Source organism: Spirosoma taeanense (genome assembly GCF_013127955.1).
GTDB classification, from domain to species: domain Bacteria; phylum Bacteroidota; class Bacteroidia; order Cytophagales; family Spirosomataceae; genus Spirosoma; species Spirosoma taeanense.
In genome coordinates this window covers 3190176-3211742 of sequence record NZ_CP053435.1, presented here as the reverse complement: position 1 = coordinate 3211742, position 21567 = coordinate 3190176, and the positions used below count along the sequence as shown (strand labels likewise).

18 protein-coding genes are annotated in these 21567 nt (G+C 53.3%); 7 read left to right on the top strand and 11 right to left on the bottom strand.

All coding sequences use genetic code 11. The annotated features are described in order from the left end of the window. Positions 1-231: 231 nt before the first annotated feature. Positions 232-783: a cupin domain-containing protein gene (locus HNV11_RS13460; protein ID WP_171740155.1), complete on the bottom strand. Its 552-nt coding sequence runs from the start codon at positions 781-783 to the stop codon at positions 232-234. Positions 784-1330: 547 nt separating this feature from the next. Here HNV11_RS13460 and HNV11_RS13455 point away from each other — a divergent pair. From HNV11_RS13455 to HNV11_RS13435, 5 genes are all read left to right on the top strand, one after another. Continuing rightward, entirely contained in the window at positions 1331-1672 is a 342-nt protein-coding gene (locus HNV11_RS13455) for a hypothetical protein (RefSeq protein ID WP_171740154.1), read from the top strand. A 300-nt stretch (positions 1673-1972) separates the two neighbouring features. After that, entirely contained in the window at positions 1973-3046 is a 1074-nt protein-coding gene (locus HNV11_RS13450) for a sensor histidine kinase (RefSeq protein WP_240163429.1), read from the top strand. Continuing rightward, positions 3043-4128: a sensor histidine kinase gene (locus tag HNV11_RS13445; protein ID WP_171740153.1), complete on the top strand. Its 1086-nt coding sequence runs from the start codon at positions 3043-3045 to the stop codon at positions 4126-4128. Before HNV11_RS13450 ends, HNV11_RS13445 begins: the two co-directional genes overlap by 4 nt. A gap of 187 nt (positions 4129-4315) precedes the next feature. Next, entirely contained in the window at positions 4316-5422 is a 1107-nt protein-coding gene (locus tag HNV11_RS13440; RefSeq protein ID WP_240163427.1) for an MFS transporter, read from the top strand. Between the two features lie 27 nt (positions 5423-5449). Next, complete coding sequence (locus HNV11_RS13435; protein WP_171740151.1) at positions 5450-5899, top strand: hypothetical protein; 450 nt, start codon at positions 5450-5452, stop codon at positions 5897-5899. Here the strand turns inward: HNV11_RS13435 and hslU are convergent. Together hslU and porQ are read right to left on the bottom strand one after the other, a co-directional pair. Beyond that, entirely contained in the window at positions 5889-7274 is a 1386-nt protein-coding gene (hslU, locus tag HNV11_RS13430) for an ATP-dependent protease ATPase subunit HslU (protein WP_171740150.1), read from the bottom strand. The two genes, HNV11_RS13435 and hslU, sit on opposite strands and share 11 nt — an antisense overlap. A gap of 128 nt (positions 7275-7402) precedes the next feature. After that, entirely contained in the window at positions 7403-8434 is a 1032-nt protein-coding gene (porQ, locus tag HNV11_RS13425; RefSeq protein ID WP_171740149.1) for a type IX secretion system protein PorQ, read from the bottom strand. A 209-nt stretch (positions 8435-8643) separates the two neighbouring features. Here porQ and HNV11_RS13420 point away from each other — a divergent pair, with 209 nt between their 5' ends. Then, positions 8644-10230: an acyl-CoA carboxylase subunit beta gene (locus HNV11_RS13420; RefSeq protein ID WP_171740148.1), complete on the top strand. Its 1587-nt coding sequence runs from the start codon at positions 8644-8646 to the stop codon at positions 10228-10230. Between the two features lie 145 nt (positions 10231-10375). Here HNV11_RS13420 and HNV11_RS13415 read toward each other — a convergent pair whose 3' ends face one another. The 8 genes from HNV11_RS13415 to HNV11_RS13380 all read right to left on the bottom strand — a co-directional run bounded on the left by HNV11_RS13415 (position 10376) and on the right by HNV11_RS13380 (position 20556). Further along, the gene (locus HNV11_RS13415; RefSeq protein WP_171740147.1) at positions 10376-13075 is read right to left on the bottom strand and encodes an outer membrane beta-barrel family protein; all 2700 of its coding nucleotides are present in this window, start codon (positions 13073-13075) and stop codon (positions 10376-10378) included. A 334-nt stretch (positions 13076-13409) separates the two neighbouring features. Continuing rightward, positions 13410-14093: an MCP four helix bundle domain-containing protein gene (locus HNV11_RS13410; protein WP_171740146.1), complete on the bottom strand. Its 684-nt coding sequence runs from the start codon at positions 14091-14093 to the stop codon at positions 13410-13412. A gap of 123 nt (positions 14094-14216) precedes the next feature. Then, positions 14217-14549, bottom strand: a complete 333-nt coding sequence (locus HNV11_RS13405; protein ID WP_240163425.1) for a tellurite resistance TerB family protein — start codon at positions 14547-14549, stop codon at positions 14217-14219. 102 nt (positions 14550-14651) lie between these two features. Beyond that, entirely contained in the window at positions 14652-15521 is an 870-nt protein-coding gene (locus HNV11_RS13400) for a hypothetical protein (protein WP_240163423.1), read from the bottom strand. A gap of 558 nt (positions 15522-16079) precedes the next feature. After that, on the bottom strand, positions 16080-17285 hold the full coding sequence (locus tag HNV11_RS13395) for an aspartate aminotransferase family protein (protein ID WP_171740144.1): 1206 nt from the start codon (positions 17283-17285) through the stop codon (positions 16080-16082). Positions 17286-17326: 41 nt separating this feature from the next. Continuing rightward, positions 17327-18523 carry a hypothetical protein gene (locus HNV11_RS13390; protein ID WP_171740143.1) on the bottom strand — a complete coding sequence of 399 codons (1197 nt, stop codon included), beginning with the start codon at positions 18521-18523 and terminating at the stop codon, positions 17327-17329. A gap of 47 nt (positions 18524-18570) precedes the next feature. Then, positions 18571-19407 (bottom strand): type 1 glutamine amidotransferase, encoded by an 837-nt coding sequence (locus HNV11_RS13385; RefSeq protein ID WP_171740142.1) that lies wholly within the window; start codon positions 19405-19407, stop codon positions 18571-18573. Between the two features lie 48 nt (positions 19408-19455). Then, the gene (locus HNV11_RS13380) at positions 19456-20556 is read right to left on the bottom strand and encodes a carboxylate-amine ligase (protein WP_171740141.1); all 1101 of its coding nucleotides are present in this window, start codon (positions 20554-20556) and stop codon (positions 19456-19458) included. A gap of 275 nt (positions 20557-20831) precedes the next feature. Here HNV11_RS13380 and HNV11_RS13375 point away from each other — a divergent pair, with 275 nt between their 5' ends. Continuing rightward, a complete protein-coding gene (locus HNV11_RS13375; RefSeq protein ID WP_171740140.1) occupies positions 20832-21521 on the top strand; it encodes a 3-keto-disaccharide hydrolase in 690 nt (229 codons plus the stop codon). Positions 21522-21567 lie beyond the last annotated feature (46 nt).

Here is a 21567-nt window from a genome sequence, read left to right as displayed (position 1 = left end):
CTGAAGCCACTGAAATAAGCCTACTCACCGACTTGACGTGCCGTTGAAAGACATCATGGGGCTGACCGGCCTAAAAAATGTTCAACCGGGACTTATTGCGGCCGGGCTGATCGCCAAGGCCATCATGACAAAATTTTAAAACAGCATACAGGAGCCGACTGGGCCAGACAGGGCGGCATCGGGTCGGGCAAAATACGGAATTGAGCGGAGGTTACCAGCCAACCTGAAGCATCAGTTCAGGTACTTTTTATAGGTTGGCCTGTACCCGTTTAGATAAGCCAGCGGGGTCAGCAGGAGAAACAACACCTTCTGAACCGACCGACTGGGTTTTTCCAGCCGAAATACGTCCGAAAACCGGTTGGCCAGCAACGCAACCTGCAACAGGGGCGGTCTGCCGGCTGCGTTGACCTTCCCGTCGTTAGCCAGTCCGGTTGCGGTTTCAAGAAAAAATTCCGTATCCAGCGCCGGCTGCACCTGCCAGTTAACGATAGTTCGTTGACTAGACTGGTTCCACATTGAATGGACGGTCTTCGGCGGAATATGCAGTTCGTCGCCCGGCCGGAATGTTTTTACTTGCCCATCAATTCGGACAGTTAGCTCGCCGGACAGAATTTTGAAGTTTTCCTCCTGCCGGGGGTGATAGTGCGGGGCGGGTTCAACCGTCTGTGGCTGAAAAAGAGCCTCCATTTCCAGGAGTTGCCCGCCGGTGTCCTGAGCCGTATGGATAAATCGGATAGTCTGTCCGGTTATCCGATTCTGAATGGTTTTGTTCTGATAAGCCATGATATAAGGTTTAATAAGGGATCGACTACATAAGCTCCGCGCTGGAGTTCGCTCAGCAGGACTGATATCCGTTCGCCCGACAGACTTGCGGATACCTACTCTAAGCTAAGGCCAGTAACTCCGGCGTAGATGATTGCTCTTGTGATTCGAAAGCCGGGGCCAGAGTAAAACTGCGTCCAGCTATGCCCAAAGCCAATGACAACCCCTCTGAAACGGAATAAGTCTCTCATGAAGCGTCAGCCATCGACGGCTTTTGGGAAGGAGTCTACTTCCGAACGTATCAGGTGGATAGTCGTGCCGTATCATTCAGGCCGGAAGATTGGTGATGTAATCCAGGAAGGTAAAGGCAGGCGCACCAGCCGTGCCGCTGGCTTTTATATTGAAGGTGTTCATTGCCTGTTCTTCCGGATGAAACAGTTCGCTCATAGATGCGCCCAATTCATCCCGTGAATAGGCTAGTTAAGGTGGAGCAACATTGACCCAGCCCCAATCTGACCTCAACTTTGCTCCGTCTTCACAGATCAATCCGTTAGTCCTTCTTCCGATTATGCAATTAACCCGGTACTCTCTGACTAAACTTTTACCTTTCGCACTGCTAAGCCTGCTGGCCTGCGAACCGAAAACCGACAATGTAATCACCTCGGACGATCCGAACGTACAATTGCCGTCGCCAGGCACACCCACCGCCGTTGGTCAGCTGATTGGCGCTCCGGTTACCAAAACGATCGGCCTATCAGGCGGCTCACTCGTTACGCCCGATGGTAAATTTTCGCTGACGTTTCCAGCCGGGGCTGTCAGCAGGGAGACGGTCATTACGATACAGGCCGTTGAGACAATGCACTGGGCAAAAGCAACCCGTAAACGAATAATCCGGTTAAGGTGGGCATAGTGATTCTGAATCCCGGCTCCGGCCAGTTGATGGTATTCAGTACGTGATCAGTGACTATCAGAAGCCCTTGGACTTCGGCGTGGAGCCAGACTCAAGGGCGTGCAAATTACTGGGGTATACGCTCTGCATTGTCGGTTTCAGGTCAAATACTGCTATTTTAGCGTTTACGATCAACCGGACAGATGAGACAAAACAGGGCCTGGTTAGGGCAATTTTTCGGCCAGTGGCAGACGATAGAATTGAGAAGTGTTTGGAAACAAAGGTTCCGGATAGTGTCCGGTTGGGCTAACTAAGGCGGCCATGAGTTCAGTACGCCTGAGACGTCCTCGGTTTTTCTCTAAACTGGAGTGGTGGTATCACCTGCTGATGATGCCGGTGCTGTTCCCGCTTGGCAACTACTACTTCATTGGCCTGCGCTACTTTCGCGATCCGGTGACGTTTGCCGTCGGCACAGCGCTGGTGTGTGGCCTGTACTGGCTGTCGATTGTGGTACTGACTCTGGCCGTGAAACAGGTGATCCGCTGGTTTCCCGACGTGCGTCAGGCGCTACCCCGTACGCTGGTCATGCTGGCGGTGGTGGGTGGGTTGACGGTGGTGCTGGCCATTTTCGATGTCTGGACATATAGCCTGATACCGGTAACGGGCGTTCGGTTTACGTGGGCGGCCGTGCAGCCAATCTGGATTCTGGGGTTTATCTTCGATGTGTTTCTGTGCATTGCTCTCAGCGTTTTTTATACGTATGCGCAGTGGAAAACGTACCAGACCGAAAATGAGCAGTTAAAACGAACAGCCTTGCAGCACCAGTTCGACACCCTGAAAGGGCAGTTGAGTCCCCACTTTCTGTTTAACAGCCTGAACTCGCTCTCCTCGCTCATCGGCGACGATCCGGCCCGGGCCGAGCAGTTTGTGGACGATTTGTCGAAGGTATATCGGTATCTGCTGCAGGCAGGTAACCACCAGTGGATTAGTCTGCAGGCCGAATTAAGATTTATAACCATTTATGCCGGTCTGCTCCAGACGCGTTACGGGTCAAGTCTGCGTATCGAGCAGCAGGTGGCAAGGGCTTATCTGGAGCGAAGTTTGCCGCCCCTGAGCCTTCAGACCCTGATTGATAACGCAATCAAGCACAATGTAATGCTGACGAACAAGCCATTGCTGATTACCATTTCGACCACGACCGATGGCGAGCTTCGGGTGCAGAACAACCGGCAGCAGAAAACCATCCGGGTCGAAACCAGCCAGTCGGGGCTGGCGAATCTGCTGGCCAAATACCGGCTGATCGGGAATGAATCAGTGCGGATTGAACAGACCGATACCGACTTTACCGTTACGTTACCTCTGCTGACCGGGCCGCTGCCGACTACCATATCATGAAGCCGTTCGTGAAGAATATAGTCCTCTTCTGGCGAAGTCTGCCCTCGATTCGGCAGCAGACGAAATGGCACTTCGCGTTGCTGTTCCCGTGGTTTATTCCGTTGCTGACGTACTGGGTCGTCGGTCCGAAGTACTTGACGGATGGCTGGACGTTTGTATCGTCTACGTTGCTGAACCTGAGCATTGCGGGTTGCTGCCTGCTGACGCTCGACCAACTGACGCAGAAAGTTATTCGACATTACCCCGGAATTGGGCAGACCTGGCCGCGCGTGAGCTGGCTGTTGCTCGTTTTTATCCTTGTTACCCCGTTCTTCATCCTTGGGCCAATAGCCCTGTACTCGTATTTTCATTTATACGGGTATCAGCATGACTGGAGCACCACCCAGCTGATTCTGGTCGTGAATTTAGGCGCGAACGTGCTGTCGGTAGGGATTGACGAAAGTGTTTATTCGCTCAACCAATGGCGGGAAAACGCCATCGAGCGCGAGCAGTTACGCAAGGTGAATCTGCAAAGCCAGTTCGAAAGTCTGAAAGCGCAGGTAAACCCGCACTTCTTGTTCAATAGCCTGAACTCGCTTTCCTCGCTCATTGCCGACGAACCAGACAAGGCCGAACAGTTTGTGGATGAAATGGCGAAAACGTACCGGTATCTGCTGCAAACCAACGAAGGGGAGCTGACAACGCTGGCAACGGAATTAGGCTTCATTGACTCGTATTATCACCTGCTGAAGACCCGCTACCGGGCGGGTATTGATCTGACGGTTGATGTGCCGCCCCATTACCGCCAGCATCAGTTACCGCCCTTAACCCTCCAAATGCTGCTGGAAAACGCCGTGAAGCATAATGTGATTCTGGCGGGGCGTCCGCTGCACATTTCCATTACCACGACGGACGACGGATGGCTGCAGGTTCGGAATAATCTTCAGCGTAAAACGGGCCGCGTTGCGTCGAACCAGATTGGCCTGACCAATATCGCGGCAAAATACCGGCTGCTGGCGCAGGCTGACCCCATCGTTAGCGACGACAATGGCTATTTTACGGTTGTCCTGCCCCTGCTGGCCCCCCTGAGCGTGGCTAAATAAACGCAGCCGTTCACTAAGGATAGCCAATTCGTTACCGAATATATGCGTAAATTTGGGTGAACTAAATCAACTTGTTTTGGTCGTTCGCCCGCTTTTCATTCGCCGAGTATCGCGCGGTCCCTCGCTTTATACGCTTTCCTTCTGGTTGCTGTGCGTCAGTAACTTCTTGTTCTCAGCGAGTTTTTCCATGATGATTCCCGAATTGCCCGAGTACCTGACGCAACTCGGCGGGCGCGAATACGTCGGCTTAATCATCGCCTTATTTACGTTGACTGCGGGTGTTTCCCGGCCATTCAGCGGCAAACTTACCGATACGGTCGGGCGGGTACCCGTCATGGCCTTCGGCTCACTGGTCTGCTTTATCTGCGGGTTTCTGTATCCGTATCTGATTACGGTCTGGGGTTTTCTGACGCTCCGACTCATTCACGGCTTTTCGACGGGCACCAAGCCTACAGCCACATCGGCTTACGTGGCCGATGTCGTGCCGGCCACGCGCCGGGGCGAAGCCATGGGCATGCTGGGCCTGTTTACAGCCATGGGCATGTCGCTTGGGCCAGCCATTGGCAGCTGGCTTGCCGATTCGTATTCCATGAACGTCATGTTCTGGACCTCGTCGGCCTTTGCCCTGCTGTCGATTGGGATTCTGCTCCGGATGCCTGAAACGCTGGTCAATACGCAGCCTTTCCGGTTTAGTCTGCTGCGGCTGAAAAAGAACGAAATTTTCGACAAGCAGGCTTTGCCGCCTTTCATCGTCCTGCTGCTGCAGTCGTTCTCGTCGGGGGTGATTCTGACCGTTATTTCAACAGTAAGCTCTTCGCTGGGTATTACCAACAAAGGACTCTTTTTTACGGTCTATACGGTTGCCTCGCTGGCCGTGCGGCTGGCCTTCAGCCGTTCGTCCGACCGGCACGGGCGCGTGCCGGTCCTGCTGATCTCAACCGTGGTACTGGCTATTTCGATGGGTATGCTGATGCTGACCAACTCGACAGTCTGGTTCTGGACGGCGGCTATCTTTTACGGGATGTCGTGGGGAATGAACTCACCAACGGTGCAGGCCTGGACCGCCGACCTGAGCGATGAACAGACGCGCGGCCGGGCGATGGCAACCATGTACATTGCCCTCGAAGCCGGTATCGGCATTGGCGCGGTGGTGGCGGGCTGGTTGCTGAATCATGTCGCGGGCAAAGCAGGGCTGGATGCTTCCTTTGGTATGGCGGGCATGCTGGCTGTCGTAGCAGTCATTTACCTGGTCTTCTTCCAACGTAAAACGGTTCGTCAGCCCATAGCCGACTGATCATCGCATTACGCCCATAGCCGACGAATGGACGCTAAACTCACCGACGCTATTGAGCCCCGAATCAGGCCGCTGGTCGATGCCCTGAACGCGACGGGGCTGGTTCAGACGTTTTCAAGCTGCGAGGGTCACTACGCTCCCCACGACCAAACGCTCGTTGACCGCAATCGGGCCGAAGTTCGGTTCGTACCCATACCAGGCGTTTCGATGGAGCGGGTTGAACAGCTACTAGCCGGGCTGCTGACGAGCTTCAAGGTACGGCATGGCCTGATTCCAATAAACCTGATCGGGTATAAGCTGTACACGCCCATTGATGACGTAACGATTGAGGAAACGTTCGTGCTCGAACTGCGGCCCTTCAACCGGTTCGACCCGCCCGAGCGTAAGCGGGCGGATACCGACCGGGCCGTGGAGCAAGTTGTGCAAAGTCTGACCGGGCTGATAATCCCGCCCGGCCAGACACGCCTTATAGAATGAACTGGCTTAAATCCCGGTTCTGAACCAGACTGTTCAGCTTTTCACCGACCAACTCCTTCGTAACGACAACATGCGCATTCGCGCCGATGACGTCGGGGATGTCGAACATGAAATCGTTCATGAGGTGGCTCAGGACGGTCTGTAACCGGCGCGCGCCAATGTTTTCCACCTCGCTGTTGACCTCAAATGCAATCCGGGCGAGTTCGCGCAGGGCATCGTCGTCGAACGTTAATTCGACGTTCTCCGACGCCAGCATGGCCTCGTACTGCTTCGTCAGGGCGTTACGCGGTTCCTTCAGAATCTGGTAAAAATCATCTTCGGACAGGCTCTGCAGCTCCACTCGAATTGGGAAACGACCCTGCAACTCCGGGATAAGGTCGCTGGGTTTGCTGACGTGGAAGGCCCCGGCTGCAATAAACAGAATGTGGTCGGTATGAATGACGCCGTACTTGGTATTGACCGCGCTGCCCTCGACAATCGGCAGCAGGTCGCGCTGTACGCCCTCGCGGCTGACGTCTGGCCCGCCTGAGCCACCGGCGCGGCTGGAGGCTACCTTGTCAATTTCGTCGATGAAGATGATCCCGGCGTCTTCGGCCTTACGAATGGCTTCTTCCTTCACCTCGTCCATGTCGATGAGCTTGGCGGCTTCTTCTTCCAGCAGGATTGTGCGGGCTTCGGCGATGGTCACTTTTCGTTTTTTGCCGCGTTTGGGCATCATCCCGCCAATCATCTCCTGAAGGTTCATCATGGACAAGTCATCGACGGCTCCGCCCATAATCCCGATGTTTGGTGTCTGGCTCTGCTGAACATCAATTTCGATCTTGCGGTCGTCCATTTCGCCGGAGCGAATTTTCTCGCGGAAACGCTCGCGGGTACGCTCGTTCAGTTCGGCATCCGGGTCCAGCTTTTCGTTCTCAAAGCCCAGATGCTGACCGTTGGCGGGCTTGACGGGCGGAATCAGGATGTCCAGAATGGCATCTTCGACCATCTGCTGCGCCCTCGCCTTGACGGCTTCTTTCTTGGCCGCCCGCACCATATTGACCGCCTGCTCGACCAGGTCGCGCACCATGCTCTCGACGTCGCGGCCGACGTAACCGACTTCCGTAAATTTGGAAGCTTCGACTTTAATGAAGGGCGCATCGGCGATTTTTGCCAGCCGTCGGGCGATTTCGGTCTTGCCGACGCCCGTTGCGCCGATCATCAGGATGTTGTTGGGCGTAATCTCGCGCTGCATGTCGGCTGCGCTGTTCATCCGGCGCCAGCGATTTCTGAGCGCAATCGCTACGTTTCGTTTGGCATCATTCTGCCCGATTATGTATTGATCCAACTCGGCAACAATCTGCCGGGGCGTAAGGTCTTTGAGTAACTGAGTCATTGAAAAGCAGAACGCGCTTTGCGCGCATTTATCTAGACAAACACAGGAAACAGGAAAATGTGTCGGTGATGAACTCAAATTCCCAATAATGCCGGCAAAAGTAGGCAGGCAGTGACGGAAAACCAGCACTAGTTGAGCAGCCGATCCAGGTCTATCCGCAGCGACAACTGACTGCTACCGCCCGCCGTTGGCACGGCCGAAAACCGGCCATAAGTTAACTGAAACCCATGCGCCTGCACCGACGCCCCGAACGAAATACTTGCGCCCCCGCCACCCGTCAGGAGTTTGCCTTCCTGTCGCTTCTGATGGTTATAACCAGCGAGCAGATGCACGTTACGGCTGATGAGAAACTCGATGCCGACGCTCAGGTGCCGGGCGGCTTTCTCAACGATGCTAACGGTTTGCGGAATTGGGTTGCCGTTCAGATCGTAACGCACATTGAGATTCGGATCATTATAGCTGATGTCGAACCGTTGAAGATGATGAGCCGTCAGGGTCAGCCGGATAGGGGCGTAACGAGGTTTGAGCGTAACCCCCGCCTGCAGATCGAACGGCAGGTCGGCATCGGTGGGACCGAAGTTGTTGATCAGATACCCGACGTTTTTGGCGACTAATCCGAACGTTAGCTCCTGCTTCGGATGCCGCCAGATACCACCGAGATCGGCCAGAACGCCAAAGGCCGAGTAAGTTTCAATGGCTGACCCCACCGCTTTGATTGTTGCCCCCAGCGTAAAGTTGCCCTCCGTGCGGGCGTGACTCAGGCTCAGGGCATAGTCGTCGGCCCGGAACGTGCCGAGCAGATTCCCGGCCGGATCGGTCAGGTCAAACTGACCATAGCTGAGATACTGCAAACCCATAGCCCACGTTCCCCGGCTTTTAATCGGCAAGCCATACTGCAGCGTATAATATTTAGCCGCTGCCAGATACGGCATTAGACTAATGGAAAGCTGATTGTCAGGCAACGAATCGGTAAGGGCGGGGTTGTTCAGGTGGTACGACCCATCCGGGCGCGTTGCCGTAGCTACCTGACCGCCGAGAGCCGCTACGCGGGCGTGGGTTGGTAAGTCCAGAAACGAAAAAACACGCTGCCCGCCGAAGGGCTGGGCGTTCACTACCGAGGAGGTGATCAGAATCAATAAAGAAGCGAAAAATGCTTTCAAGTCAGGAGATGAGCAGTGCGCTACAAAGAAAAGCCAATTTTTCGGCCCGTTATATAACGAGCTTAACTTCTTAACCGGTGCAGTGTACTGGAACCTGATGAGCCTGAAACTAGAAAAAGAATGTGCACGGATGACCAAATGCAATCGAGTCGGTTGGAATTGTAAAGAAAAATTAACTTTGCCCACACTTGACGCCAACAAACCAACTCATGCAGACCGAAACCCGTCCGGATACCCAGCCCGCTACCAATACCAAGCCGACTAAGCCGCAGCTACTTGCCCAGAAAAACGCCGAAGCCGAACTGGGCGGGGGCCAAAAACGCATTGACGCCCAGCACGCCAAAGGAAAACTAACGGCTCGTGAACGTATCGCGCTGCTGGTTGATGAGGGCTCTTTTGAAGAAATCGGCAAGTTTGTCATGCACCGCACCCGCGACTTCGGTTTGGACAAAGAGCATTACCTCGGCGACGGCGTCGTGACGGGTTACGGCACGGTCGAGGGACGACTGGTGTATGTGTTTGCGCAGGACTTTACGGTATTCGGGGGTGCTCTGTCGGAGACGCATGCCGAAAAAATCTGCAAGCTGATGGACCTGGCCATGCAGAACGGCGCGCCCATCATTGGTCTGAACGATTCAGGCGGGGCCCGCATTCAGGAAGGGGTTCTGTCGCTGGCGGGTTACGCCGACATTTTTTACCGGAATACGCGGGCTTCGGGCGTAATTCCACAGCTTTCGGCCATCATGGGGCCCTGTGCGGGTGGGGCAGTGTACAGTCCGGCCATCACCGACTTTATTTTCATGGTTGAGCATACGAGCTATATGTTCGTGACGGGTCCCAACGTAGTCAAGACCGTTACGCACGAGAACGTAACGGCTGAGGAACTTGGCGGAGCCAGCACCCATAGCACTAAGTCGGGCGTAACGCACTTCGCCTGCGAAAATGAGCTGGCCTGTATTCAGCAACTCAAAAAACTGCTCAGCTATATCCCGCAGAACTGCGAGGATGAACCGCCGATGCTCCCGTATGAACCGGCGGAGGAAGGTCGCCCGACTCTGAGTACCATAATCCCCGACAATCCGAACCAGCCGTATGATATGCGGGAGGTGATCGAGGAACTAGTGGACGCGGGTTCGTTTCTGGAGGTACACAAAAATTTTGCCGAAAATATTGTCGTTGGCTTTGCCCGCATTGCCGGACGAAGTATCGGCGTGGTAGGTAACCAGCCCGCTGTTCTGGCGGGCGTACTCGACATTCACGCCAGCACCAAAGCCGCCCGGTTTGTGCGGTTCTGCGATAGCTTTAACGTACCCTTGCTGGTGCTGGAAGACGTGCCGGGGTTTCTGCCCGGCACCGACCAGGAATGGAACGGCATCATTACGAACGGGGCGAAGCTGCTATATGCGTTCTGCGAGGCCACGGTACCCCGCGTAACGGTTATCACCCGCAAGGCCTACGGTGGCGCCTACGACGTCATGAATTCCAAGCATATCGGCGCCGACATGAACTTTGCCTGGCCATCGGCCGAGATTGCCGTAATGGGTGCCAGCGGAGCCGCCGAGATCATCTTCAAACGGGAGATTGCTGAGGCTGAAGATCCACAGGCAAAACTGCAGGAGAAAGTGCAGGAGTACACCGAGAAATTTGCCAATCCGTACCGGGCCGCACACCGGGGCTACATCGACGAGGTCATCATGCCCGACCAGACCCGCCAGAAACTCATCCGGGCGTTTACAATGCTGGAAAACAAGGTAGCCACACTGCCTCGAAAAAAGCACGGAAATATTCCGTTATAAGTCCAGATAGATTGTATGGCAAATCCATCCCCAAAAAAGTCCGGCAGTTTGCTCCGAACCGTTCTGATTGGTCTGCTGATCATCTTCAGTCTGGCCCTGATCGTCGGCACATTATCCGTCCTGTTCCCCTGATGGAGTAGCGGGTTTAATTCAGGTCCGGATCGAGCGTTGAGTTATCGGGCTGACGTTCATTGTCATCATCGCGGCTGCGGGCTTTCTGGCGACTCAGGCGGTAGCTGAAGCCAATGAGCCCAATCCGGCTTTCACGCTTGCCCAGGCTGGTTGCCTGAAAGTTCGGGCCAAACGTATCGCTCCGGAATTGCAGCGTGTTGAAAATGTCGCTCACCCGCAGGTTCACCGTGCCGCGCCCGTTCAGCACGTCCTGTTTTACGCCAATATCGACGTTGAAAAAGCTGTTAATCGTACCCTGTGCAATCAGAAACGGCGAACGGTAATTGACGGCAACCTGAATAGCCATTCCGCGCACGGGGCGCATTGTTGAGGTCAGGCGGCCCGTCCAGCTACGGTTAGTTCGGGTCAGAATACCCGGTACGTCGGCGCTGGCCTGAATAGACCGCTGAAAGAACGTAACGTTGCCATTGGCTTTCCACCACCGGGTAATTTCCTGCTCCAGCACAATCTCCAGTCCGTAATTCTGCGAACGGTTCAGGTTTAGCTGGGCTTGCTCCGTTATGCCGTCTTCGCGCAGGGTGCGGTAACTGGTAATTTCATTATTGGTCTGCCGATAGAACAGCGACGACGTTAGAGCGGTTGTCTTGCCCGTCCAGAGATGACTCAGCTCAAACGAATTGATCAGTTCCGGATTGAGCAGCGGATTACCAAAACGAATGTTCAGAGGGTCCTGTAAGTCAATAAACGGGTTCAGTGAACGCACCGAGGGGCGGTTAATCCGCCGGGTATAATTCACCTGGAGTTTCTGCGCCTGACTAAGGTTGTAATTGACAAAAGCGCTGGGAAACAGGTAAATATACTGCCGGGTATTCTGCTGGTTGGTTGTCCGCTGATCGGTGTTGATCAGGGTGTGTTCTGTCCGCAGGCCTACCTGGTAGCTAAATTTCTTCAGTTCGTTGCCATAATTGACATAGGCTGCGCTGGTACGTTCATTATAAATAAAGTTATTGCTGATTGCTGTATTCAGGACCCAGCTTCCGTTCTGCAGGTTTTCAAAGACGTAATCGGCACCCAGCAGACGCGACGTGTATTTAAGCCCTGTTTCGAGTCGCTGTCTGCGTTTCAGCGGCTCAATGAAGTCGGCCTGGAGCACCATAATGCGGTTGTTGCGGCTGTTTTGTGCACGTTGCTGGCCAATCAGAAAGCTGGGCGTCAGCAGGTTTTCAGGCAGGGTTGTGGTATTGACAAAGTCCTGCCGTTCCATTCCACGATTGGTTGAGAGCGTGCCATCGACCGTTAACTCCCGGCCTTCCTTGCCAAAGGTACGGCGATAGCCGGCTTTATAATCCAGGCCACGTTCAGGTTCACGCTCTTCGTTCAAACGGAGCGTTTGCCCCAGCGATCGGCGGCTGGCATCCTGCGTATCGAAGGTTTCTACCTCCGAGTCATAACTGTATTCAGGCCGGTACAGCGCCGATATGCTGACGTTGTCGCGGGGCGACAGTGCGTAGTCGAAACCGAGCCGCAGGTTGTTGTTCACCCGCCGACGAATGGCATCGTTACGTTGGGCCAGGTAACTGACCGAATCGGCGAACAAGTTCTGGCGGTCCGAGATCCGGTACTGAAACCGCCGGTCAGCCCGGAAGTTATAACTGCCGAATACGTTCAGTTTTTTAAACCGGGCGTTCAAGTTAACCGAGGCATTGTATTTGTCGCGCGTACCGATATTAACCTGAGCCGTGCCATTAAAGCCGGGGGCGCGTTCTTTCTTCAGAATGATGTTAATAATTCCGGCGGCACCATCGGCGTCGTAGCGGGACGAAGGGTTCGTAATCACCTCAATGCGCTCAATATTGCTGGCCGGAATCTGATCCAGCACCGCCTGCCGGTCGAGGCCCGTCAGGCCCGATGGTTTACCGTCTACCAGAACGATGACGTTGCTGCTGCCGCGCAGACTGAGCGTACCATCCACATCGAGCGTAACAGACGGTACATTCTGCAGAATATCTACCGCTGAACCACCCTGCGCAATCGGCAACTGATCGACGTTGACAATCTTTCGGTCGAGCGAGTATTCGTAGGCCTGCCGCTGGCCCTGCACAACAACTTCCGCCAACTGCCGGGTGGCCTGCGCAATAACGATGTTCCCCAGATTCACAGCCGGGTTAGCCGCCCCAATCGTAACCCGGGGTATTTGCTTTGATGCATACCCAAGGCTCTGAACCAGGACGTAATAGGTATCAGGTACTAGATTGGGAATGGAGAAAAACCCTTTTTCATCGGTCAGACCGCCCGTAACGGAGCTGGAGTCACTGGCCCGGAAAACGCCAATGCTGGCAAACTCGACGGGGAGTTTTTTACCATCCTGCGTAGCGACCAGCCGCCCGCTGAGTGTTCCTATCCGCGCAGTGGCTTCATCGTCATCGGTAGCAGCGTTGCCGGGTGCGGGCTGCGGTACCGTAGCGGTTGAAGGCGTATCGAGGCCGTTGATGGCCGGGGAAGACTGGCCGGGCGCGGTCTGAGCATCCGATTGATTCGTCGGGTTCAGTAGGGTGGAATCCGCAAGTGTCGAGGTACCGGGGCGGGTTGTATCCGGCTGCACACCGATTGCCTGGAGCAGACCATTCTTCGCAGCCGATGGCTGCTGGGCACTGGCTGCGCTCAGACTTAAACAGATAATAGAACCGGTACAAAGCAGGAACGAAAACTTCATTAGTAAACAGAAAAAATAGAAACCCTATTCTTTCCTAACCGATATTTGAGGGCTCTGTTTCCTTAGAATTTGCTTATAAATCAGACGGTTCGCTTCAGTATCCGTGGCCACACTTTCAAGCAAAGGCTTAAAACCGGGTCATGAAAACCACCTTGGCGAGGACTTTGGTCAGGCTAACCACTGTCTCGTCTTACCGTTTTAAATCGATGAATCAGGTGATCTAAGACTATTCAGGAGGCCGTTCCTATCCGGAATTTCTATTCGTTAAGATGTGGAATACGGTATGCGTTACGCACCAGAACGCCAGGGAGCGAAACAGTTGACAGGCGTCCCCTTAATTCAGATGGAACGGTTGAGGCTTTCGATCCGGCAGCTTTGCGGTATGAATCAGACTCAACAGCAGCAGACCGATAATTAGGGCAACGGCCAGCAGCAACGTAGCGTGGATGGAGCTACCGGCAGCCTGGCGGTGAGCTACTTTTACTTCGTTCTGACCGGTCTGGTCCTGAATGTGCGCCAGCTCATGAAGGGCCAGTACGCCCTGGTGGAATAACTCCTCCCCGGGTGTTTTAAAGAGGTGAACAGCCGCCTGGTGTTGACCACTCGCTTCCAGATGCAGCACATTATGTTCCAGACGGATATACTGATTTCGATTGGCCTTGAACGTCCGTAACCAGTTGGCTTCGCTGGCCGAAAGTTTCGTCCGCTCGAGTTGATGAATTAATTGAGAGCTACCCGTATCGTAACGCTTTAACTGAGCTTTCAGGACGGATGCTGACCCCGTCGACTGGTCTGCCAGGTAGCTATCCAGCAGGAGCCGTTTGGCATGTAAATTTTCGCTCAGATACACCAAATCTACGGCAGGCTGCAGCCGGTCTACATACACTGACGCGACAACCTGATCCAGATCCCTTACAACCTGCTTCATACTCAGGGAAGTAAGCACAAGCACGAGCATAATTCCCAAAAGCAAACCGGACGCTTTTACTTTCTGCTGAATACCAAAGGATACTTTCATAACGTATTGGATAAAGCATGTTGGGTTTATATTTTAACGTCCGCATACTGATTGAAGCCTGCCAAACCTGAAAAATCTGAACAGTTGATGAATGTCCGTGATTTACCGGCAGACCCAACCGACTTAAAGGTGTCGAATCTCGTGCCAGAACCGTCGGATAAACGCTCGTTCCTGACGGGAGATACCCTCGTGGGCTCGGGCAACCCGGCGCAGGATGCTGACAAATCGTTTTTTGGTTTGTTCGTTTAGTTCTACCCGCTGAGCCATTAGCCGGCGCATACCAAACGCATAGGCCTCATCGACCGATTCACCCGTGTTTTCCCGAATAAAATAGGCGTAAATGACTAAATCGGCATGGGGGTCGCTGGCGAACAGCTCCCGGACAGTCTGTATTTCTTCCCGTTGCAGAGAGCCGTCCAGTTTGGACAGTGCATAAACAAGACTGCCTAAACCCATACAAAGGTCAGGAGAATACATGGGTGAGTTCGACTTGGAAACCATACGGATGCTCTGTTTATGGGGTGAGAAGAAACAATGACTTGGCTGCTCAGGATACGTTCAGGCATAGGAAGAAGCTGCTAACTGATGAAATACACGTTCATCCAGCCGGTATCGGTCGTTCAGCGTAAGACTGCTTCGGGCCGTGAATAAGGCGTAGTTCACCGCGTTGTAAACCAGCCAGTAGGAGGGACGTGACCCCAGCAGACGCTCTTCCAGCCGTAATCGTTCCTGCGCCTGTTTAGCCAGTTGAACCGGAATAGGTAGGGTGCGCAGGAGCCCCTCAGTCGCCCCGGCGACTCCTGTCTGCTGGAAGTGGTCATAAACTGTAGTCGTTAACGTTTGAGTTGCCCGCAGGTGATCGGCCAGCAAATCATGCAATCGCTGCTGAAACAGCTCAAGTGTGATTCGGCTATGATGGATTTTGCGGATGGCCGGGCCAGTCTGCGCTGATCGGCTCTCCCCCGACTGACTTTTAGTAGTTCGTGTTTTTCTTCCGTCCGACTGCTGGCCGAGCCAATGCTGATAAGCAGATAAATTATCGAATAAGTCAGCCCAGCCCATCAACCCATTCTGACAGATGGCCCGGTACATACTGCTGCCCATTGAGGAGGTTGTATCCAGGAGTGTAGTAAGCGTTTGACCCTGTATGCTGAACGGAGTTTTGCCGTTGTAACTGTTCGTTAGAATCAAACTGCGTTGCAGCCACTCGCCACCCACCGACTGCGCATCGGGCAGAATAATACTGATACTGAATTCACCCGTGGTTGTGTATTTAATCTGGAGCGTATAATCAGTTAGTAAATTATCGACAACTTGCTGGATTACCCGGTTAGGGATAATCGTATAATCGGCGCTCTGAATCCCGTAAATAGTCTTTCGGCCGCCAGTCGGCTGGCCCACAACTAATTGCTGACGATCCGTTGCCATAATTTCGTAATCCGGCAATAGGTCGGCAAGCCAGACAGGCTCAACCGGAAAGCATATGTCTTCCCAGGAATCTGTAGACCGCGGCTGAGAGCTAATGGATGTCATAATTTACGGCTGTATTTTTGCAATTGTAAATTTGCAATCGTATTTTTAGTAAAGCAAGCTATTTGTCTTTTATAGTTTAGGCTTGCTCTCTATACGTGTTGATATAGAATAGGGGTAAAGTTTTAACCGTAAAGCTATGACCAGTCTAGATAATAATCAGGAGTTGAGGGCTAATACGGATTGCTGGTTGCCAATCAGTTACCTACTATTGATAGGCACAACCTTATTTGCCAGTTTATGGGCGGAAATGAAACGGCAGCAGGTGCTTGTAAACGATGCTTACGTTAATGAGCAGCCAGCGGGCACTGCAGAGAGCTGTAACTGTCTATTCTGTTTTAGAACAGCCTCGGGTAGGTAATAAAACTCTTCAATTACGTTCTGGCCTGATTTATTGGTGCCTGAAAGCGTAATTATTCTGCAAAGCGAATTCTTTCTCTGAAGAAAATGCCGTTGCTACGTGGCATCAATAGCGTCCAGAATCACGGCGCAGGCTTCCCGAATCTGCTCTTCAGTGATGATTAAGGGCGGGGCGATACGCATCGAATTATTGCAGAACAGGAACCAGTCGGTGATAACGCCCTGCGTAATGGCGCGGTCGATGACAGGCTTGAGTGTGTCGAACGAGTCGAACTCGGCCGCCAGCATCAGCCCTCTGCCGCGTACCTCCCGAATGGCCGGATGGTTGAGCAATTGCCGGAATAACTCTCCTTTGGCCTCGGCCTGTTCGTGCAGTTTTTCCTGCTGGATAACGTGGAGGGTTGCCAGTGAGGCCGCGCACGAAACCGGATGCCCGCCGAAGGTCGTGATATGACCCAGAATGGGGTTGTTCTTAAACACGCTCATCACCTCCGCCGAACTAATAAACGCCCCAATGGGCATACCGCCCCCCATGCCTTTGGCGCAGACCAGTACGTCGGGCTGGACGCCAAACCCTTCGAACGCCCAGAAGGTGCCGGTCCGCCCGAAACCCGTTTGAATTTCGTCGAAGATCAGCAGTGCGCCCATGTCGGTACAGCGCTGGCGAACGGCCTGTAGATATGCCGCGTCGGGTACTCGGATTCCCGCTTCGCCGGCTACTACCTCAATTACGACGGCTGCGGTGCGGGCGCTGATCTTCGAAATATCTTCCCACGCGCCGTGTCGAATATGCCGAACGTCCGGCAGCAGCGGCCGGTAGTTCTGTTTAAAATTCTCGTCGCCGGAAAGCGATAAAGCGCCCTGCGTAGCGCCGTGGTAGGCATTAAAGCAGCTAATGAATTCGCTGCGGCCGGTATAGCGTTTAGCCAGCTTCATCGCGCCCTCGATGGCTTCGGTGCCGGAGTTGGTAAAATACACGTTGTCCAGGCCAGGCGGTAGGGTCTGAGCCAGCGCGTGGGCAAGCTGCGTCTGGGGCGTCTGCACGTATTCGCCATACACCATCAGGTGCAGATACTTGTCCAGCTGGGCCTGAATGGCCTGTAGCACCCGCGGGTGACGATGCCCCACGTTACTGACGCCAATACCCGAAATTAAGTCGATATATCGCTTATCACCCGCCGAGAAACTGTCGGTGCCGTAGAGATAAATGCCTTCGGCCCGCTCGATTTCCAGGGCTAAGGGAAACTCGGAAGTTTGTGCGACGTGCTGAAAAAACAATTGCCGGTGCGTAACCGAATGCATAAGCCAGAACTATTGCGCGTTGGCGTACAGAAACCACGTCACTACTTCTCGAAGAAGCAGACGCTCCCGCCAACCCAATCTTTATTTTTGTTGAAATTAACGCCGATCATCTCGCCCCGGCTCAGTCGGCTAAGGTTTGTGATGAGCGTCGGCTGAGCGTCTTCCTTCGGCCAGATGAACAGCATTCGGATTTCGCATTTGACCAGGCCATCGGGCGATTGAATGACGGGTTCGTACTTAACCTTACGCTGAAGCAGATACCCATTTCGTTGCTCGGCCGGGATCTCGTCGAGGTCGGCGGGGGCGATGTGGAGTTTGACGCCACTACCCGCAAACGAAAACAGCGGTTTCAGAACGTAATTGTCCAGATCGCCGGGATATTCGTCTAAATCCGACAGGAAAAAGCTGTCGGGAACGTAAGGGCTTTTCAGTAAAGGCAGTGTGTATTTACTGATGCGGAAGAACCAGTTCGGATGCCCTACCCACTCAACATCAACGTCGTCGGTCAGCTTAAAATCGGTTTGCAGATCCGGAAAGTGACGAAGATCATCGAAAATCAAGCGGTTGTAAATTCGCTTAATGGGAATCTGGCGACCGTCCTTTTCGTAAAACAACTGCCGGCCGTTTTTCCGAATTTTAGTCAAGCAAACCGGTGCAACGCCTGTATACTGTTCGGTCAGCGTAAAGTCAATGCGGGTTTTCTGCTTTTCGGGATAAATCTCCAGCAGAATCACTTCTTCCGGATTGCAATCCCCTACGAGTAACTGACGCATCTTCTCCAGGTAGTCGGCGTTGTTATCCACGTTAAACAGATGCGATAGATCGCTCGGTATCGGGAAATGAGCGCGGAACTGATCGGCAACGTAAGGCTGAAAACCGTATAGCGACGGAAATCCCTGGAGCTCGATCAACTGCGGGGTTAGCTCGTCAGACTCATCGGTACAGACGGCGAAATCAATCGCCAGAAACTGCGTATGCGCGTCTTCGTTCGGGACCCGCAGTTCGTCCGGAATCGCCTTATCCGTCAACGACTTAAAATCGTCGCGCGTAAGAACCGAGACAATATCCCCGCAGGCTGCCAGCAATTTATCGGTCAGGCGTTTCGGGACAAAAACCGGCGTTTCGGCTATACGAAAATCCAGCTGACCGGGAAAGTCAGCTTCAATTTTGTCGAGAAAGCTCCGGTAAAGTTCCGGGCTGAAAGCGTGGTTGTAGGCTTGGCGGACAGGCTGGAGCATAAGAATCGAAATGGAGTACAGGCTTAACCAGAATACCAAGATTCCGGTTAAGCCTGTCGGATATATTCTCTTGCGGGCGACAATGAACGAATGGCCTGCCGAAGAAAACCGGGCAGGATCACCGACTCGGTCAGGGCAATCTTGTCGGGGTCCTGCAGGTAAGCAACCATGTCGTCGTATTTGTCCTGCCCGAAATTTGTTACGATCTGATTGCGTTTCTCGTCGGTCAGAAAATAGCGCAGCATCCCCTCGTTGTCGGCCTCGGGGTGGAACTGCGTCCCTACAATCTCGTCGGAGAAGCGAATCGCCATGACTGCCCGGGGCAGATCAACATGCGGCCGGATTTTCTCCAGACAAAGAATCCGCGCACCCATCTCTTCCATTCGTTCCAGATCCGGTTCGGTAACCTGATAGTCGCGTGAGTCCACGGCGTAGAACGGGTCCGGCAGCGGTTTCAGCACCGCATCAAAGTGGCCGTCGTCGGTCTTATGAATCGGGAAAATACCGAACGATGTTGATTTACGCCGGCTCAGTTCACCGAGTTTCAGATGCCGCGTCACCAGCTGAAACGAATGACAGATCAGGAAAACGAATTTTTTACGCTCGTTATGGCGATTCCAGTCAAAAAGCTGGTCAATCAGCTTAAAATAAGGCTGCTCCCAGGGTTCGTCGGACGCCAGCGGACTGCCCGGACCTCCTGACGAGATATATACATCATACGCTAATCCAGGAATCTCGTTGCCGGCGCGAACGTTAAAAACGTCAAAGGCCAGTTCGGCATGGTCGTTACCCTGTACGTTCCGGATCAGCTGCAAAATACAACGCATGCCTTCGTTCGCATGGTTGTTGTTCATATCCAGAACGGCAATTTTTACTAAACTCATAGGTGTCAGTTACGGTAAATGAAGTGTTGATGACCGTTCAGAAGATAACTACCCGATTCCGAAAGAAGTTTCCTCAACTATATAATCCACAAGGCGTTTCAGATCATTGTGTTCCTGAAAAGCGGCCAGCTGGCGGTCGGCGCCGGTGCCCATGTCAAGGATTTTGAGGGCATATTCACATTCGGCACGGCTACCCAGTTCGTCCACTACGTCGTCGATAAAATTGAGCAGTTCGTGAATAAGCTCATGCGTTGGCACTTCGGCCTGTTTGCCAAAATCAATGAGTTTACCCTCAATGCCGTAGCGGGCTGCCCGCCATTTATTCTCATTGATGAGAATGCGCCGGTAGGGCCGGAAATTGAGGTTCTGCTGGTGTAATTTATAAATCTTAGCTACCAGCGCCTGCATAATGGCGGCCAGGCAGATAGTCTCGTCAACGCGCATGGGCACGTCGCAGATGCGGAACTCGATTGTGTTGAAGAAGGGATGCAGCCGGATGTCCCACCAGATTTTCTTACCGTTGTCGATGCAGCCCGTTTTAACAAGTAGACTGATATACTCGTCGTACTCGGCGGCCGACGCAAAGAAGTCGGGAATACCCGTGCGGGGAAACTTGTCGAACACCTTCGAGCGGTACGATTTGAAGCCCGTATTACGTCCCCGCCAGAATGGCGAATTGGTTGAAAGGGCGTAAACGTGCGGCAGAAAATACCGGACGGCATTCATAATCTGGATACCCTCGTTCCGGTTCTCGATGCCTACGTGAACGTGCAGGCCGAAAATCAGGTTGGAACGCGCCACGTCACGCATTTCGGTGATGAGCTGGTCATACCGCTCGTTGGGCGTAATAAGCTGGGTCTGCCAGTCCGAGAAGGGATGCGTGCCAGCGGCTGCTATCTTCAGATCCTGCTGAGCCGCCAGGTCGATGATCATTTTGCGGAGGTAGGTAACCTCATGGCGGGCATCCTGTATATTCCGGCAGATGTTAGTGCCCACTTCGACGACCGCCTGGTGCATTTCTTCTTTAACGCGCTCCTGAAGGATGATTTTACCGCCGTCAACAATCTTCGACATGTGCGAACGCAGTTCGCCGGAGTTGGGGTCTATTGTCTGAAATTCCTCTTCGATTCCGAGCGTAAATACGGGCATTGGTGCGTTGGGTTAGAAAAGTACGTGTTTGTACAGGTTGAACAAACTGAGAGGTAAGATACCTTTTTTTCAAAAACCTGACGGGTGGGCTAAGGGTTTTCAGAAAAACAAATCCTGACGGATTTGAGCCTCAGGGTTTTGTAAATGCGTAAAGTAGCGCGACCCGATTGCGGCTGTAAAGTAAGGCTCAAGAGTTATTTAGATAAGGCTCAACAAGGAGATTTTCCCGGATTCTGTGCTTTAGATACGGAGCGTTTACCTAAACCTGTACGGGAATGAAATGTAACTGGCACGACGTCCTCGCTGGGTCAGGTGTATCGAAGCGGTTTTTAGTGCTGTCTGTCTTCTTGTGGATTCAAATGGGCTGCAGTGCGCCGGCTTTTGCCCAACTGGCTGGAAAAACTGAGTCTTTATTTGACGGAAGAACCCTGACCGGCTGGAAGACCGTTGATCCGTCCCATGAGAAACTGTGGTTCGTTAAAGACAGCGTTATCCGCAGCGGTGACGGGCTGAAAAAAATACCGGAGAATACGTATCTGCATACGCTGAAAGACTACGGCAATTTTGAATTTCGTTGCCTGTTCCGGTTGTCGGGCGATCCGGCAACGGGCATGATTAACAGCGGAATTCAGTACCGATCCATCCTGGAAGGCGGTAAAATAGTTGGTTATCAGGCCGATATTGGCAATGGGTACTGGGGCGATATTTACGATGAACACCGGCGTGGCAAACTCGCTGGTGGTGATCTGAGCGTTCTTAAACGCATCCTGAAAGAAGATGGCTGGAACAGCTACATCATTCGCTGCAAAGGCAACCGTCATGAACTGTATATCAACGGGGTAAAAACCTGTGACTACACCGAGCAGGACAGCCGGATTCCGCAAAAAGGAGTTATTGCCGTTCAGATTCACAGCGGTGGAGTTGCTCAGGTGGAGTTCAGAGACCTGACCATATCGGAACTGTAACGCCCTGCCCCAGTTTATTCCTATCCTTAACTTCCGCAATTGCGAC